14 protein-coding genes and 1 other RNA gene are annotated in these 17,291 nt (G+C 47.0%); 10 read left to right on the forward strand and 5 right to left on the reverse strand.

Translation table 11 applies throughout. The features are described from left to right. Positions 1-15: 15 nt before the first annotated feature. From rnr to KD145_RS01310, 7 genes are all read left to right on the forward strand, one after another. Entirely contained in the window at positions 16-2,946 is a 2,931-nt protein-coding gene (rnr, locus tag KD145_RS01280; protein ID WP_212004120.1) for a ribonuclease R, read from the forward strand. A 20-nt stretch (positions 2,947-2,966) separates the two neighbouring features. Further along, positions 2,967-3,938: a polyprenyl synthetase family protein gene (locus KD145_RS01285; protein ID WP_212004121.1), complete on the forward strand. Its 972-nt coding sequence runs from the start codon at positions 2,967-2,969 to the stop codon at positions 3,936-3,938. A gap of 167 nt (positions 3,939-4,105) precedes the next feature. After that, entirely contained in the window at positions 4,106-5,731 is a 1,626-nt protein-coding gene (locus KD145_RS01290) for an amino acid permease (protein WP_212004122.1), read from the forward strand. 55 nt (positions 5,732-5,786) lie between these two features. After that, complete coding sequence (locus tag KD145_RS01295; RefSeq protein ID WP_212004123.1) at positions 5,787-6,254, forward strand: DoxX family protein; 468 nt, start codon at positions 5,787-5,789, stop codon at positions 6,252-6,254. Positions 6,255-6,399: 145 nt separating this feature from the next. Continuing rightward, a complete protein-coding gene (locus tag KD145_RS01300) occupies positions 6,400-7,452 on the forward strand; it encodes a Smr/MutS family protein (protein ID WP_212004124.1) in 1,053 nt (350 codons plus the stop codon). Between the two features lie 266 nt (positions 7,453-7,718). Continuing rightward, positions 7,719-8,087: RNase P RNA component class A (gene rnpB / locus KD145_RS01305), an RNA gene on the forward strand. 69 nt (positions 8,088-8,156) lie between these two features. Next, positions 8,157-8,570 carry a DUF4870 domain-containing protein gene (locus KD145_RS01310; RefSeq protein ID WP_113619868.1) on the forward strand — a complete coding sequence of 138 codons (414 nt, stop codon included), beginning with the start codon at positions 8,157-8,159 and terminating at the stop codon, positions 8,568-8,570. A gap of 7 nt (positions 8,571-8,577) precedes the next feature. On the opposite strand, the gene KD145_RS01315 is transcribed toward KD145_RS01310, so the two are convergent. Continuing rightward, positions 8,578-8,931 (reverse strand): helix-turn-helix domain-containing protein, encoded by a 354-nt coding sequence (locus KD145_RS01315; protein WP_212004125.1) that lies wholly within the window; start codon positions 8,929-8,931, stop codon positions 8,578-8,580. A 109-nt stretch (positions 8,932-9,040) separates the two neighbouring features. On the opposite strand from KD145_RS01315, the gene KD145_RS01320 reads away from it, so the two are divergent. After that, a complete protein-coding gene (locus tag KD145_RS01320; RefSeq protein WP_212004126.1) occupies positions 9,041-9,925 on the forward strand; it encodes a PhzF family phenazine biosynthesis protein in 885 nt (294 codons plus the stop codon). A gap of 82 nt (positions 9,926-10,007) precedes the next feature. Here the strand turns inward: KD145_RS01320 and KD145_RS01325 are convergent, their stop codons facing one another. After that, a complete protein-coding gene (locus KD145_RS01325) occupies positions 10,008-11,696 on the reverse strand; it encodes a S8 family peptidase (RefSeq protein ID WP_212004127.1) in 1,689 nt (562 codons plus the stop codon). 334 nt (positions 11,697-12,030) lie between these two features. On the opposite strand from KD145_RS01325, the gene KD145_RS01330 reads away from it, so the two are divergent. After that, positions 12,031-12,561, forward strand: coding sequence for a hypothetical protein (locus KD145_RS01330; protein WP_212004128.1), 531 nt, complete (start codon positions 12,031-12,033; stop codon positions 12,559-12,561). A 467-nt stretch (positions 12,562-13,028) separates the two neighbouring features. After that, positions 13,029-13,580: a cupin domain-containing protein gene (locus KD145_RS01335; RefSeq protein WP_212004129.1), complete on the forward strand. Its 552-nt coding sequence runs from the start codon at positions 13,029-13,031 to the stop codon at positions 13,578-13,580. A gap of 74 nt (positions 13,581-13,654) precedes the next feature. Here KD145_RS01335 and KD145_RS01340 read toward each other — a convergent pair whose 3' ends face one another. Genes KD145_RS01340 through KD145_RS01350 form a run of 3 tightly spaced genes read right to left on the reverse strand, consistent with a single transcriptional unit; the run spans position 13,655 to position 17,211 of the window. Then, positions 13,655-15,184, reverse strand: coding sequence for an aldehyde dehydrogenase family protein (locus KD145_RS01340; RefSeq protein ID WP_212004130.1), 1,530 nt, complete (start codon positions 15,182-15,184; stop codon positions 13,655-13,657). A gap of 23 nt (positions 15,185-15,207) precedes the next feature. Beyond that, the gene (locus tag KD145_RS01345) at positions 15,208-16,098 is read right to left on the reverse strand and encodes a DUF1338 domain-containing protein (protein WP_212004131.1); all 891 of its coding nucleotides are present in this window, start codon (positions 16,096-16,098) and stop codon (positions 15,208-15,210) included. Positions 16,099-16,140: 42 nt separating this feature from the next. Continuing rightward, positions 16,141-17,211, reverse strand: a complete 1,071-nt coding sequence (locus tag KD145_RS01350) for a saccharopine dehydrogenase family protein (RefSeq protein WP_212004132.1) — start codon at positions 17,209-17,211, stop codon at positions 16,141-16,143. Between the last annotated feature and the right edge of the window lie 80 nt (positions 17,212-17,291).

Consider the following 17,291-nt stretch of genomic DNA (forward strand, 5'->3'; position numbering starts at 1 on the left):
TACTTGCAACTAAACATGAGTAAGAAAAAGAAAGATAAAAAACACCACCCCGTTCAGAAGAAAACCTTCAAAGGGGTAGTGGAACTGACAAGGTCTGGTATGGCCTTCGTAATTGTACCTGGTCTTGCCAAAGACATCATGGTAAAGCAGAAAAACCTACACACTGCACTCGATAAAGATGAAGTACTGGTAGACGTTATTAAACAAGGCCGCGGCGATGGCCGCATGGAAGGCATTATAACGGACGTCCTTAAACGTAATAAAACAGAATTTACCGGCTCCCTGCAGGTCAGCAAAAGCTTTGGCTTCCTGATCACAGAAAAGGGTATGTTTATGCCGGACATTTATATCCCCGCTAACTCCCTGAAAAATGGGAAATCCGGAGACAAAGCTGTAGTGAAGATCGTGGCCTGGGGCGAAAAATCCCGTAAGCCCGTAGGTGAAGTCATCGAAATACTCGATGCCAGCGATACCAACGACCTGGCCATGAAGGAAATCCTCATTGAAGCAGGATTCCCGCTCAGCTTCCCTTCAGAAGTAATGACAGAACTGGCTGGACTGAAGGAGGTAATAACGGAAACGGAAGTACGTAAACGTAAGGATTGCAGAAATATTCTCACCTTCACCATCGACCCGATCGATGCAAAAGACTTTGACGACGCTATCTCCATACGCCTGCTGAAAAGCGGTTTGTATGAGATCGGTGTGCATATTGCCGACGTCAGCCACTATGTGATTCCAGGCACCGAGCTGGATAAGGAAGCCGATAAACGGGCTACTTCCGTATATCTGCCTGACCGCGTACTGCCCATGCTCCCGGAAAAAATCTCCAACGAACTGTGCTCCCTGCGCCCGCATGAAGATAAACTGACCTTCTCCGCCATCTTCCAGATGAATGAAAAAGGTGAGGTGAAACAACACTGGATAGGAAGGACCATTATCCATTCCAATCATCGGTTTACCTATGAAGACGCCCAGGAGATCATTGAGAAGAAGGAAGGCCCTTATGAAAAAGAGGTACTGCTGCTCAACAAAATAGCACAGAAGCTGCGTCAGGAGAGATTTACCCGTGGTGCTATCAACTTCTCCTCCCAGGAGGTGCGGTTTAAGCTCGATGAAAAAGGTAAGCCCATTGGTATTGTGATCAAGGAAAGCAAGGAAGCACACCAGCTGATCGAAGAGTTTATGTTGCTGGCCAACAGAACGATCGCCGGTTATGTGTCTAAAATACGGATCAATAAACAACCGGTTCCTTTCCCGTACCGTGTGCACGATACCCCCGACACCGACAAACTGAAGGTATTTACCTCCTTTGCCGGTAAGTTCGGTTATAAGTTTGACACGAGCAGTCCGGAAAGTATTGCCCGCTCTTTCAATAAGATGTTGCAGCTGGTTCAGGGTAAACCAGAACAGCATGTACTGGAAACACTGGGCATCCGTACCATGGCTAAAGCCGTATATACGGTAGATAATATCGGGCACTATGGCCTTGGCTTTGAAGATTACTGTCACTTTACCTCTCCGATACGCCGTTATCCGGACGTACTCGTACACCGCGTAGTGGCGGAATGCCTGGCCGGCGATATCCATCCCGACAAACAGATGGAGAAAAAGTGCAAGCATGATTCAGACATGGAAAGAAAGGCCATGGAGGCGGAAAGAGCTGCCAACAAGTACAAACAGGTGGAGTACATGCAGCAATACATCGGTCATACATTTGAAGGTGTGATCAGTGGTGTGGCACACTTCGGCTTCTGGGTGGAGACCGTAGATACCAAGTGTGAAGGCCTGGTGAGCGTGCATAACCTCAACCGTAAAGAAGAATATGTGTTCAACGAAGCGGAATACGCCCTGGTAGGACAAGCCAGCGGCCGTAAGTTCCGGATCGGTGAAAAAATAAACATCCGTGTGGTAGCTGCCAACCTGGCCAAACGCCAGCTGGACTATGATCTGGATGGTGAACTGGCTGCAGCTGGCGGCCGTGAATTCAGGCCTGGCCGTAGAGAAGACGGCCGTGACCACAAGAAGAAAAAACAAAAACACGGACAACAACAGCCATGGCAGCCCAGAGAGAAAAAGCCATTCACTCCACCGGTAGCAGTACCGGCCGTCTCTCTGGAAATACCGGAAGAACCAGTAGTAGACCAGGTGATCGCCGAAACACATGTGGTGGATATTGCCACTCCACCTCCGGTAGCACCCGTAACCACACCTGAACAGGAAACTCCACTGGTGAAAAAGACGAAGAAAAAATCTGGTGCTAAAAACGGGGAGCCTGTTACCACTACACCTGTGCAGGAGGAGACAAAAGCTACACCTGCAGCAGAAAAACCAGCTGAAAAAGCACCGGCTGCTGAAAAGAAAACAGCCGGGAAGCCTGTCACTAAAGCCAACGCAGCTAAAAAGTCAACTGTAGCTGAAGCGCCCGTCGCTAAAGCAGCAGAAGAGAAAGTGCCGGCAGAACCAGCAGGTAAAGCGCCGGCTAAAAAAGCCGCGGCTAAGAAGGCTGCGGTAGCCAAAGCGCCTGCTAAAACGGCTGCCGTTAAAAAAGCTCCAGCTGCCAAAGCTCCAGCCAAAAAAGCGGCTGCTAAAAAAGCAACAGCCACCAAAGCCCCTGCTAAAAAGGCTGCCCCTAAGAAGGCTGCAGTAACTAAGGCACCGGCAAAAAAAGCAGCGGCTAAAAAAGCTCCAGTGACCAAGGCTCCTGCTAAAAAGGCTCCTGCTAAAAAAGCAGCCGTAGCTAAAACACCGGCCCCAAAAGCTGCCGCCAAAAAAGCAACGGTAACCAAGGCTCCAGCTAAAAAAGCTGTCGCCAAAAAAGCTGCCGTAGCTAAAGCACCGGCCAAAAAAGCAGCTGCTAAAAAAGCAACAGTAACCAAAGCTCCTGCTAAAAAAGCTGTCACTGGGAAATCAACACCGGCAAAAAAGAAAACAAAGAATAAATAATAAAACACCGTCTATTTGAGATGCATTCATTTAAAGAGTTAATAGCGCAGTTCAGCCAGCAGTTTGATCAATGGCATTTCCCGGGAGAACCAAAAAATCTGTACAATGCAGCGTCCCATATTCTGGGCATAGGCGGAAAAAGAATACGCCCTGTATTGTGTCTGATGGGGAATGAACTGTTTGAGGACCTGCACCAGGATGCCTTTCATGTAGGTAATGCGGTAGAGCTGTTCCATAACTTTACCCTCATCCACGACGATATCATGGATAAGGCGCCAATCAGACGCGGCCAGCCTACCGTACATATGGTTTACGGTGATACAGCCGCTATCCTGGCCGGTGACGTGATGTTGATCAATGTATATGAACATCTCAACAAAGTACAGGCCCGCTACAAACAAAAAATCATTTCTGTGTTTAATAAAGCTGCCATTGAAGTATGCGAAGGGCAGCAGATAGACATGGACTTTGAAAAGATGGAACCGGAGCAGGTACAATACGATGACTACGTACGGATGATAGGCCTGAAAACCTCCGTGCTTCTGGCTGCCAGCCTTCAGCTGGGTGCCATCATCGGTGGTGGTAGTGAAGGAAACCAGGACCATATCTATTCATTCGGTAAAAATATCGGCATCGCTTTCCAGATCCAGGACGATTTCCTCGATGCCTTCGGAGACCCCGACAAATTCGGAAAACAACAGGGCGGGGATATCCTGGTCAACAAAAAAACATTCCTGTTGCTGAAAGCCCTCGAGCTGTGTAATGCAGCCCAGCGAGCAGAACTGAAAAAGCTGATGGAAACATCTCCTGACGATAAGGTAAACCGCGTACTGGACCTCTTCCGCACCTGTAAGGTGGACGAATGGGCCGAAAAAGAAAAGGAACGTTTTCAGCAAAAAGCTTTCGCCAGTCTGGAAGACATCGCTGTACTGTCGGCCCGTAAAAAACCATTGATGGAGTTGGCCGACTTCCTTTTAAACCGTCAGCAATAATTTTTTTATTTAAAATCGCATTATATTCGCGTCTTTCTCAGGATCGGCCTGAAAAAAATGAGTAAATGATTATTTTTTAATATAATAATCCTATATTCATTTTTCGGGCCCCCTGGGCAAGATTTTTTTATTTAAAGACACCTTAAAACAACGTAATTCCTTCGCCAATGTCTAACTCGCTGTTTCGAAAAAAGTCCCTGTCCACGATTATTAAAGATGCCAATGAAGGAATGACTGATGGTATCGAAACAGGAGCGGGCATGAATAAAGTGCTGAAAGTTAAAGACCTGACAGCCATGGGAATTGCGGCAGTCATTGGTGCAGGTATCTTCTCTACCATCGGGGAGGCCTCTTATCATGGTGGTCCGGGCGTGTCGTTGCTTTTTGTGATCACAGCCATCACTTGTGGCTTTTCTGCACTTTGTTATGCTGAATTCGCTTCCCGCGTACCGGTATCCGGTAGTGCTTATACTTATTCATATGTGACTTTCGGTGAACTGGCGGCCTGGGTGATAGGATGGGCCCTGATCCTGGAATATGCCATTGGCAATATTGCCGTGGCCATCTCCTGGAGCGGTTATTTCAACAATCTCCTCCGCGGTATTGGTCTTGGCCTGCCAGACTGGTTGTCCAGCAATTACGACAGTGCTACAAAGGCTACCATAGATGCGGCTCCGCATATTTTTGGTGTGCCTTTTATTGTCAATCTGCCGGCATTTATGATCGTAGTGCTGATTACCTATCTCGCCTATGTAGGCATCCGGGAAAGTAAAAAGAGCGCCAACTTTATGGTGGGCCTCAAGATCCTGGTTATCCTTTTTGTGATCGTATTGGGCTTCTTTTATGTGAATACTGCCAACTGGCAGCCTTTTATGCCTAATGGTTTCTCCGGGGTGTTAAAAGGTGTGTCTGCCGTATTTTTTGCCTATATCGGCTTCGATGCAGTTAGTACTACGGCAGAAGAATGTGCCAATCCGCAGCGCGATCTGCCTAAAGGCATGATTTATTCGCTGATAATCTGTACTGTCCTGTATGTGCTCATTTCTTTTGTGCTTACTGGTATGGTACCGTACTACAAGCTGAAAGTAGAAGATCCACTGGCTTTTGTTTTTAATGAAGTGAACCTGCGTGGTGTTGGTTACATCATCTCTGTTAGTGCAGTAGTGGCCACCACCAGCGTATTGCTGGTATTCCAGATCGGACAGCCCCGTATCTGGATGAGCATGAGCCGTGATGGCCTGTTACCTAAAAAATTCAGTAAAATACATCCGCGTTTTAAAACGCCTTCTTTCGCCACCATCATTACCGGTGTCATAGTAGGTGTGCCGGCCCTGTTTCTCAACCTGACCATCGTGACAGACCTGACCAGCATCGGGACCCTGTTTGCCTTCATCCTCGTATGTGGCGGAGTGCTTATGCTGCCTCCACAGGAGAAAACAGCCGAAAAACGCTTCCGTCTGCCTTATATCAGCGGACAAATCATTGTGCCGGTAATAGTAGTCGTGCTGATCGTGCTTTTCCGGGACGAAATTGCCCGGAAATTGTCTTTCGCTGAAGGCTGGGAAGTATGGAAACATAATATACCCTTCTTTTTCTTCACCATCGTGACCATCCTGATCACATGGTTCTCCATCGTACGCAAACTATCGCTGATACCGGTGCTCGGGCTCCTCAGCTGTTTTTACCTGATGACGGAAATCGCACTCAAAAACTGGATCGTATTTTCGATCTGGCTGGTCATCGGACTCAGCATTTACTTCCTGTATAGCTATCGTAACAGTAAGCTGCGGTAGGCCAAATCCGGCTTATTTTTCGTAACTTAATAGCAGTTCTTTAAAATCATATTTTATGAACATGCTACAAAGAGTTGTGAGATGGGGTGAAACACATTACCCCTTATGGTTGAACGTAGTACGTATCATGCTGGGCCTGTTCCTCATGTGGGTGGGCGTGTTATTTGTCATGAACAGAGATGCGCTGGACGCCCTGATCAAACAAAGCCCTGCATTGGTCACTTTCGCCTTCTTCGTTGCACACTACATTGTTTTTGTGCATACAGTAGGTGGACTGTTCATAGCCATGGGCCTGGAAACCAGGTTTTGTGCACTGCTAAACATCCCGATCCTGCTGGGAGCAGTACTGTTCGTACATTCAGGTACGGGCTTGTTCCAGGTGTATCCGGTATTGGGGCTGTCTTTGCTGGTGCTGGTCCTGCTGATCGTTTTTGCCATTGCAGGCAGCGGGCGTATCTCTGTGGATGAGTTTATGCGGCGGCACCCGGAAAGGCACCGTAAGCATACCTACATCGACTTCTAAGCCCTGAATTTAATATAGTCGTACCTGTGAGTACACCATTTTAATGGCGCAGGTAACTATTTGTCTTCTCCAAAACATAAATCTTCCGCCCTCTTCCGCTCAATTCCCCGCCAAATTTCTATTTTTGTGCCAGAAGAATGCAATTATGAAATACCAAACAGGAGACAAGATATTACTGTTGAGCTCAAAAGAAGAAGGTACAGTCGTCGATATTGTCAATGACAATATGGTGATGATTGAAGTGAAAGGCACTACTTTTCCGGTGTATCTGGACCAGATAGATTTTCCTTATTTCCATCGTTTTACTCAGCAAAAACTGGTGAAGGAAAAACCGAAGCTGATCCCGGGAGATGAAATCAAGGTAGACAGAAGCAAATACGAAGTATTCAAGACAGATAAGGGCATGTTCCTGTCTATCTTGCCGGTATACCAGTTTGATGGCTATGATGAAACCGTGAAGCTGATGAAGTTTCACCTTTTCAATGACACGCCGTATGCCATGCGCTTTTATTTCCAGATCTGGCTCAACAACCAGATGGACCTGGAGATAAAGAATGAAATACAGCCGTACAACCACTTCTATCTGTCAGATCTGATTTTCGAATCGCTGAATGATAATCCGCGGTTTGAGTTTACTTTCTTTTTGAAAGAGCCACAGCCTAAACTGGCTGCTTCCGTGAAAAAAACCTGGAAGATCAAGCCTAAACAGATGTTTACGCAACTGGAAGAACTGCGTACCAAGGCGGAAGCCACGCTCACCTATACGCTGTTTGACAAGTTTCCGGAGAAAGAGCCTGAACCACCGGCTCCGGTAGAAGCGCCTGTCAGCAAAAAGAAACCGGTTGCCAGCATCGGATCCGGCAACTTCGCCAGTCTGCTCAGTAAAATACAATTACAGCCAGAAACAACGCTGGAGCCGAAACAGGAAGTAGACCTGCATATAGAAGCCCTCGAAAAAAACTGGAAAGGGCTGAGCAATATTGCCATCCTGGCTATCCAGCTCAATGCTTTCCAGCGTTACCTGGACCTGGCCATCAGCCACCATCAGCATAACATAATCGTTATTCATGGTGTAGGCAAAGGCAAGCTGAAAGATGAAATCCACCAGATCCTCCGTCAGATACCGGAAGTAGCTTCTTTTGTGAACCAATACCACGGCAAATATGGTTATGGCGCTACAGAAATAACCTTCAGATAATTACGCTGATTTATTTTAATCCCAGGGCTAAAGCCCTGGGCTATATTTGTTTTACGATCAACCAGGTGGAAAAGAATGCTATCCCGTAGCTGGAGTTTCCTAAGCTAAAGCTAACATAGCCTTGGGCTTTAGTGAGCTTTTGCGGCGGGCACTCAGGCAAGTTACACCTGCTGAAACTAACATAGCCCAGGGCTTCAGCCCTGGGAGCTAAAATAATTAGCAAAAAGTGTTAAAATCAGTATAATACTGCTTACCTTTGCGCTCCAACTACAAACCGTGCTATCGTTCCTTTGGCTTGTCTGAAGGGAAGGAAAGTCCGGACAGCGTAGAGCAACACACCACCTAACGGGTGGGCTCCGGCTTGCCGGAGACAGAGAGTGCCACAGAAAATTACCGCCCTGTTTCGGCGGGGTAAGGGTGAAAATGTGGGGTAAGAGCCCACGGTGCAGGCAGGTAACTGTTTGTGCGGGTAAACCTTGTGTGCTGAAATGCCATGTATACGGACGCTTGAGGGCTGCTCGCCCGATGTCCGAGGGTAGGCAGATACAGGGGGCGTGTGAACGTCACCGCAGATAAATGATAGCAGCCCTGGCTTTGCCAGGGAACAGAATCCGGCTTACAGGTTTGTAGTTTTTTTCTTCTCCTCTGCTTTGATATTACAAAATAAGCATCTATCTTCTCATTCTTATTTAATCCTATTTTTTATGACGCAACGAGACGAACGTAACTGGGGCACCTTTGTACACCTGGGTGGCATTGTAGGCTCAGTTATTTATAATGCTGCCGGAAATATCATTCTTGTACTGATATTATGGCTTATCAAACGTGATCAGTCCAAATTTGTGGATGATCAGGGTAAAGAAGCCATCAACTTTCAGATAACCATTAGTTTGCTGGGAGTCCTGATTAGTGTATTGGGTGGTATTTTCGACGGATTATGGTCACTGGGAAATCTGATCCTCCAGGCCCGCGGGGATATGTTCCATTCAGGCTGGAGCTGGTATAAACTTCACGGCATCTTATGGGTGGTGAATGTTATCTTCAGTATTATAGCGGCGGTGAAAGCTAATGAAGGTGTTTCCTACAAATATCCGTTTTCACTGAGACTGGTAAAATAAATGGTCTTTACTTGATTTTTTGCCGGTGTTTTAATCCCCAGTCTACCAGACTGTCGTTTACTGTAAAAACACTTAGCCCGTAGGAAGTGATGGCATAACTCACACTTACCGGTTTGGTGTCTCTGACAGTCCGGGTGATGAGCAGGTTAATTTCAAGGTCCTGCAATTCTTTTGTTAGCATTTTTGCAGAGATACCTTCTATCTCCCTTTGAATTTTTTTGAAAGTGTTGACTTCATCAACATGGTTGTTGAGATGGCGCATGATCCTTAACTTCCATTTGCCACCCAGGACTTCCAGGCTATCGCGAATAGCCGCCAGCTCTTGTTCACAAGTAGCATTTTGTTTATCAGACTGTTTCATATTTCAAGTGTAAGATAGTTAACCAGAGGTAACCGGTTACCTCTGGTTAACTCATGCCGAAAATAAACTATTGCTGTCTAATTTTGAAATCCTAACAGATGCTTAAACAATGAAACAGCTTGATTATTACGTATTGGATGTATTTACTGACCAGAAATACAAAGGCAACCAACTTTCAGTCGTTTGTATAGACCAAGAACTTGATATGGATCAGTATTATGACATATCAAGAGAGTTTGGATACTCGGAAACATCTTTCGTGCATTATTCTGAAGAAGAAAAGGTATTTAAAGTACGATCTTTTACACCCGCTAAATTTGAAGTGGCTGGCGCCGGACATAACCTGTTGGGAGCAGTTTGTTTGGCACTGATAAAAAAATGGAACGTTTTCAGCCATCAGGGCGACTCACCGTGGGTGAAGGTAAAGGATATACCAGTAGCGCTACGAATAACAGAGAAGAACGGATTACCTTATGTTGGCATGAAGCAAAAACCAGCTGTTATGGTAGGAGCGGTGCCAGATAATATTATTTCAGAAGCGATTGGATTAAGTAGTGCTGATCTTGTATTGAATGGCTGGCCGGTGCAAATTGTTAAAACTGAAGTAGCGCATCTCATGGTACCAGTTTGCAATGCAGCAGTGCTTGAAAGTGCTATCGTTAATAAACGACTTTTAAAAGCAGCATCACAAAAATATGGTTTCGAGGGTTGTTATTTATTTACCACCAATGACCTGGAGGACGGTATGGCAGCGGAATCAAGGTTTTTTAACCCAGGGATCGGAATAGATGAGGACCCGGCCACTGGTACAGCTGCCGGACCGCTTGCCGGCTATCTTCAAAAGCTGGGCTATATAGAGAAAAATAAGGACTATCTTTTTTTGCAGGGTAAATTTGTAGCACAGCCATCAACCATATCTGTATCCGTTGAGGAAGATGGAATATGGGTGAGTGGTTCATCAACGGTAGTAATGGAAGGAAAACTCTTTTTATAAATAACGTTATTGGTAAGCGCCATAAAAAAGCCGCCTCATATGAGACGGCCTTTTTATATCTTATTTTACAGCCTCGCTGTGATTACATTTTTTTCACCGGCTTCATCTTGGCTTTAAGCTTTTTCTTCACGTTTTCACCTTTGATGGTGCCCGCAAGTTTCAGTGCTTCATAAGCGTTAACGATACCACCGCTTACAGACAGATCTGAAAAAGCGATTTTTTCATCCTGAGTACCGGGCTTGTTGACTTCTGTAGTGCCGTCAGGTAGAGGAGTGGCGCTCTTTTCCAGGATATATTTCAGCTGGCGAGCGCTCAGATCGGGGTAGTAGGAGAGTACCAGCGCTGCTACACCGGCTACTACCGGAGCTGCCATACTGGTACCGCTGGCGCTGCCGTATTTGTTACCGCCAGGAACGGTAGAGTAGATCTGTACACCTGGCGCGAAGACATCCACATTCTTTTTACCGTAGTTGGAGAAGGGAGCTACTTTATCAGGTGAAAGTCCATGGCTGATGGCGCCCACTGTGATGTAGTTGTTGGCACGGGTGCCATCTGCAAATTCCGGATTAGGGTAGTTGGGAACGGAGTCGTTGTTGCTGCCATCATTGCCAGCGGCATGTACCAGTAACACGCCTTTTTTCTCTGCGTATTTCACTGCTTCATCTATCCAGTCTTTATGCGGAGAGTAAGGTTTACCAAAGCTCATATTGATGATCTGTGCACCGTTGTCCACTGCATAGCGGATAGCCAGGGCTACGTCCTTATCTCTTTCATCTCCGTCAGGTACCGCTTTGATAGCCATGATGCGAACATTTTCGGCCACACCGTCCATACCTACGCCGTTGTGACGGAGGGCGCCGATGATACCACTTACGTGAGTGCCGTGAAAGGCGAATTTACCCATCACATCGTTATTGCCGTATTTATTATCGCGGATATCTTCGAAGTTGTCGCCCACAATCTTTTCGCGGTTCTGGTTGGGGGGTACTTCTGTGCTTTCTGCCTTTCTTTTCAGTTCGCTCATATATCCCTCAAATTCCATTTTAAACTCACCGAAAGAGGTAGGCTCGTCGCCGGTACTTTTCAGCAGGCGGGTCATGAAATTGCGGGCCAGCAGCACGTCCTGGTTAGTGGTTTGGATACTGTCCAGTTGCGCTACGGTAAAATCATCCTTGTTCAGGTATGTTTTCAGGATATTTTCGCATTTGTTGACGTTCTCCTGAAGTTTGGCCATGGTTTTATACTGAAGTTTGGTCTGAGAGCTTGGTTTCTCGATTTTCTGCTTCAGGTTTTGCCAGATGGCGTATTCTTTGGATTTGGAATCCAGTGCGGAATCGGGATTGTTGTATTTGTTCTTGTAGCGATAATATTCGCGGGTAGCTTCATCAGAGTCTTCCTTGAGACTGCTTCCGTCTTTGCCGCCCAGGAAGTTCCAGCCATGAATATCATCCACATAACCATTACCATCGTCATCTTTGCCGTTGCCGGGAATTTCGCCGGGATTGGTCCATAACAGACCTTTCAGGTCTTCATGGGTGGTATCAATGCCGGAGTCAATCACAGCCACTATTACAGGGGTGCTTTTTCGTCCTTTCAGTATCTCCTTGTAGGCTTTTTCGGTGGCGGTACCATAAACACTGTCGGTGTCATAGCTCAACAACTGCCAGTTCCTGGGTACCGGGGTTTTACTTTGTGCAACTGTTCTGGTAGTAAAAGCAGTCATCAATGCAACACATGCCAAGACTGCAACCTCTCGACTAAACAATTTCATGTTCAATAATTATAAATTAAAATATCATGATGGGAATAAAGGTAGACAAAAACCGGTACAACAGACGGATATTAATGATAAGCGCACTATTTGTTGGTTAACTGGGAGAAAATTGTACAGATCGCCATTCTTATCAGGTTTACTGCCTTGAACATTCTTGTCGTCCATCTATCACAATGCTGCGATTATTTTGCGGAGAAAACCTATCTTTAGGGCGGTTCCTTTTTTTCCTCTTCAACGTTTTTCTTCCTCAGTTCCCTTTCTCCCGGCAAGTCTTCGATTTCCGGTGTTCCTGGCTATTGTATTGTATTAACTCACATTAAAAACTATCGTCATGCTGAAAACTGCTATTTTAGCCACGATGCTGGCTGCTGGTCTGTCTTCTTTTGCTACCGGCCCGGAAAAAGTAACCACGATTATTTTTGTTAACGCTGCGGAAGAAGAAGTCTCTCCATCAGCCGGCCTCAGCCCCGAAGGGCAGGATCAGGCCAGAGAATTTACAGATGCTTTGCGGCATATAGATGTGGCAGCCATCTATACGATTTATGTCAACAAAGCGGTACAAACCGTTACTCCGCTTTCCCAATTAAGGCAATTAAACCCGGTTTATTACTGGGTAACCAAAGACCATGAGACTGCAGACTGTGTTTTGGACTGTATTGTAAGGCAAAATAAGGGCAAAACCATTGTTATTTGTGGCAATCCGGAAAATATTCCACTGATGGCCCGTTGTCTGGGAGTGAAAGGAAAAACAGTCAAAACCCTTTATGATAAAGGGTCAGGCCGTTTTTTGATTGTCAAGGTCATGGGAAATAATACTGCCGTAGCACAAAAGTTGAATATGAATATTCAAAAAAAAGTCTAATATTTATATCCGGAAGAATATTTAATGGCTTCCCGCTATTGGATATTTTTCTCATAAGCATGGTTTCCGTTTAACGAAAAGCGGGGTTCTCTAGCCTCGCTACTATTTTTACCTTTAAAAAGTTGAAAATTTTTTAAAAGTGAAAAATCAGAGACCATGAACGTCGATGTATGTAGAAAGAGGATCTGGAAAAGTTTGATGCCTACGCAATAACGATTTTCCAGACACATTTTATCAACCGCTTTTAAAAATCTGATCAGGGGAGCACATCCTGACATGAAATTAAAAGCTCCGAGGCCTGGCCTCGGAGCTGCAAAGCACACTGGTTCGAAATAAAATCTGATTGAAGCAATTGTAGAATAAAAGGGGATGTATCTGTAAACAGGTACATCCCTTGTTTTTAGACATTACCTGTTGTTGTTATAAGGGACAAAAGAGAAGTGTTCTTATGGTCTAAAAAATCAACAATGGGTAACACAGTCACTACAAATCAATCCCTCTGTAACCGGATCACTGGACAACGGATCCGTTTTTTAACTGGTTTTACAGCTCCGCACGATTGGCTGGAAATGGAGGCCATCTGGCCACCAGCATCTAAAGAACCTCCATTGCACTATCATCCTTATCAGGAAGAAATTTTTGAGATATTGGAAGGAGAGCTTAGTATCCGCCTGCCGGGCGGTGTGAGGGTATACCCCAAAGGTGCAGTCATCCGTATTGCGCCAGGTACGCCACATAGCATGTGGAATGCCGGTGCCAGTGAAGTGTCTGTAAACTGGAAGGTATGGCCTGCACTGGAGACAGCCGGCTTGCTGTACAACTTGTACGGACGGGTCAATGACGGGCTGCCGTCTCACCAAAAGGAGCTTTCGCTGCCAGTGATAATCTATTTGTTGATAAAGTATGATCGTTGTTTGCGGCTGGCAAAACCACCGGTGTGGGTGATATATTTTCTTTACTACTTATTCCAACCATTTTACCTGGTGATGAATTACCGGAAACGTTTTTACAGACTGTGACGGGAGGCTAAAAAGCAGTGGCGGCCACTGTTTGAGAGTGGCCGCCACTTAGCATTATTTTATCCGGTAGGCGCTTACAGATCAAATTTGATGCCTTGTGCGAGCGGTAATTTATCGGAGAAGTTGATGGTGTTGGTCTGACGGCGCATATAAGCTTTCCATGCGTCAGAGCCACTTTCACGTCCACCACCGGTTTCTTTTTCACCACCGAAGGCGCCGCCTATTTCAGCACCGGAAGTACCGATGTTGACATTGGCAATACCGCAATCAGAGCCTGCTGCTGACAGGAACTGTTCTGCCTCGCGGAGGTTCAGCGTCATGATAGCAGAGGAAAGGCCCTGTGGTACATCATTCTGTATAGCGATGGCTTCGGGGAGTGTCTGGTACTTCATCACATAAAGGATGGGAGCGAACGTTTCGTGCTGTACAATATCGTAGCTGTTTTGTACCGCTGCGATACATGGTTTTACGTAACAGCCGGATTCAAAGCCCGGACCTTCCAGCACACCACCTTCCACGAGGAAGGTACCACCTTGTTGTTTTACCTGTTCGATGCTGCTGAGGTAAGCATTTACCGCGTCTCTATCGATCAGCGGGCCTACGTGGTTCTTTTCATCGAGCGGGTTGCCAATGCGGAGCTGGGCGTATGCTTTCACCAGTTTGGCCGTGAAGGCGTCATAAACGCTTTCGTGGATGATCAGGCGGCGGGTGGAGGTACAGCGTTGTCCGGCGGTACCTACGGCGCCAAATACGGCCCCTATGAGGGTCATATCCAGGTCTGCGTCTTTAGACACGATGATGGCGTTGTTGCCACCCAGTTCGAGCAGGGCACGGCCCAGGCGGGCGCCTACAGCGGCACCTACGCTCTTGCCCATACGGGTGGAGCCGGTAGCTGAAACCAGCGGAATACGGTGGTCGTTAGACATCCATTCGCCTACTTCGCGGCCGCCGGTAACGAGGCAACAAACACCTTCAGGGACGTTGTTGGCAGCGAATACGGTTTCGACTATACGTTGACAGGCTAATGCTGTAACCGGTGTTTTTTCGGAAGGCTTCCATATACAAACGTTGCCGCAAACCCATGCCAGCATGGAGTTCCAACTCCATACGGCTACCGGGAAGTTAAAAGCGGAAATGATACCTGTAATACCCAGCGGATGCCATTGTTCATACATACGGTGTCCCGGACGTTCGGAGTGCATACTGAGGCCATAGAGCTGGCGGGAAAGACCTACTGCAAAATCGCAGATATCGATCATTTCCTGTACTTCTCCGTAACCTTCCTGCAGGCTTTTACCCATTTCATAGGAAACGAGCCTGCCCAGGTGCTCTTTATGGGCACGCAGGGCTTCGCCGATCTGGCGCACTATTTCTCCTCTTCTGGGGGCAGGCCACTGACGCCACTCCCGGAATGCCTCCTGTGCTACGGCAATCACTGCATCGTAATTGCTGCGGTCTGCACTTTTAACAGTAGCAATGGTTTTATTGTCAACCGGAGATACAGACACGATGTCTGCTCCGCTGGCATTCAGCCAGTGTTTGCCGGTGCTTACCCCGCTTTGTTGTGCGCTGATGCCGAAAGCTTGTAAAGTATCTTGTGCCATGATAGGTTTATTAATGAACTAAATTAGGAACTTTTTTTTGTTTGAGCCGAGTAGGTGCTTTCAAAGATCTTGTCTGCATTGCCAGCTTCAAAGCCTTCCCGGCGGTGTTCCCGGCGGATTTCCGCAGCAGACAGGGTGGCAAACTGCTGTAAAACCCTTCTCTCTGCAAATTCTACATAAGAACCGGCAATTTTGGTGGTTTCCCCGCCTGCAAAGGTGGCTTCTATCATGCCCGCCACTGTGGCGCTTTGCAACAGATTACCGTCGGGGCTGGTTTTAATCTTGCCGCCGGCATCATTGAGGACAAAGCTGTTCTTTTCGAGGAAGCTGTTAAACTCTGCTATAGTATTATATCCGGGAGGCAGGTTATGTACACTTACCGTAAAATGGTTCAGGTAATAGCGATTATAGATCACCCAGGCGGCATATTCGCTTTCAGCAGCCAGTGCCTGGAAGTCGGCCAGGATAGGGGTACGCCAGAGCCCACTGTGCAGGAAGGTGTCTACTGCTTTGCTGTCATCCAGATTGAGCTGGGTTACCGGATCTACCGTTACTTCGTTGGTATAACTGGTAATGATGTCCTGTGCCTGCTGGCTCAGGTCTTTTACCCGCAGCTCGCTGATAAAGATGCGCGGATACCTGGGTGATGGTGGTGCATACCACCAGGCATCCAGCTTCTTGGACGCAAAATAGTAATGTTCCATTTTCGTATAGCCGTAATGGAGAAAGATTTTCTCCAGCGACTGTACCCCGAGTTGTGGTACTCCCATAGTACGGAAAGCGATATGGTCGTTTTCGATATCGTCCGCTTTTTCGATTAATCCGTCCCGGATCATGGCAGCAATTACTGCTGACACGTCTGGTACCCGCTCCTGGTAACGGCTCATCAGGCCGTTTAATACTTCTTGTAACATGACGTTTGTTTGAGCTTCCAGCTACCAGCCTGTGGCTGGCTGCTAATTATAAAATTGTGCAAACCTGTTATTGATCAGGTCCTTGAAATTCACATCTTCCTGTTTTACAAATCCGTTGGCAGGCAACAATCCTTTTGCATGCAGGTCTATGACTGCACAGGCAGCACCGGCGGTGGTGAGCTGAATAGCAGTAAAGTCCTGTCCGCCAACTTCCTGGTTGTATATCTTACGCGAATATGAGCGTTGTACCGAGCGGCCGTTGATGGTACCGGACACAGACACAAACACCAGCACTACGTCCTGCTGCGTGAAAGGTATACTATCTTCCATAATCTCCTTCAGCATTTCCCGTTTTTTATTCAGTTTGAGCTCGCTGAGCAATATTTTCATCAGGTGGCAATGGCCGGGATATCTGACAGTTTTATAATCCAGATTATATACTTTTCCATCCAGTATTTCCGCCAGGGCAGAGAGTCCGCCGGAGGTGTTGAAGGCTTCGTATTCCACGCCGTCGAGGGCAAAACGTTCGTAGCCTTCCATAGGCATTACCTGCTTTCGTTCTCCTTCGTAGATGGCATCACAGGGATTGCAGTATTCGTTGATCAGTCCGTCGGTGCTCCAGGTGAGGTTGTACATCAGGCTGTTGGTAGGGAACTGAGGCAGCGCACCTACGCGCAGTCTTACGGAGTCGAGGGTATCAAACTGCTTAGCGATATCATAAGCAGCGATACTGATGAAACCCGGTGCCAGTCCACATTGTGGCATAAAGCTCACTTTCGCGTTCTGTGCGATGTCACGGATAGCGTTGGTGGTGGCCACATCTTCGGTCAGGTCGAAGTAGTGGGTATTGGCTTTGGCAGCGGCGGCCGCGATTTTTACGTTCAGGAAAAACGGGCAGGCGCTCAGAACGATGTCCTGAGCTTCCAGAGCTGTTTCCAGGGCGGCAGCATCATTCACATCCAGTTTGGCCTTGTGGATGTTGCTGTCAGTACATTTGTCGAGCAGGGCCTGGTTGCTGTCTGCCAGTGTTACCTGGTAGTCGCCGGATTGTTGTAACAGGAATGCTGCTGTTTCGCCGATCTTGCCGGCGCCGATGATCATTACACGTTTCATAAACTATTGGAATTATTGGTGAATAAGCAGAAGCTGGCCGAAACGTAAGCACAGTATGCCCTCTCCATATAAGAGTACCC

Source organism: Chitinophaga sp. HK235 (genome assembly GCF_018255755.1).
Lineage (GTDB): Bacteria > Bacteroidota > Bacteroidia > Chitinophagales > Chitinophagaceae > Chitinophaga.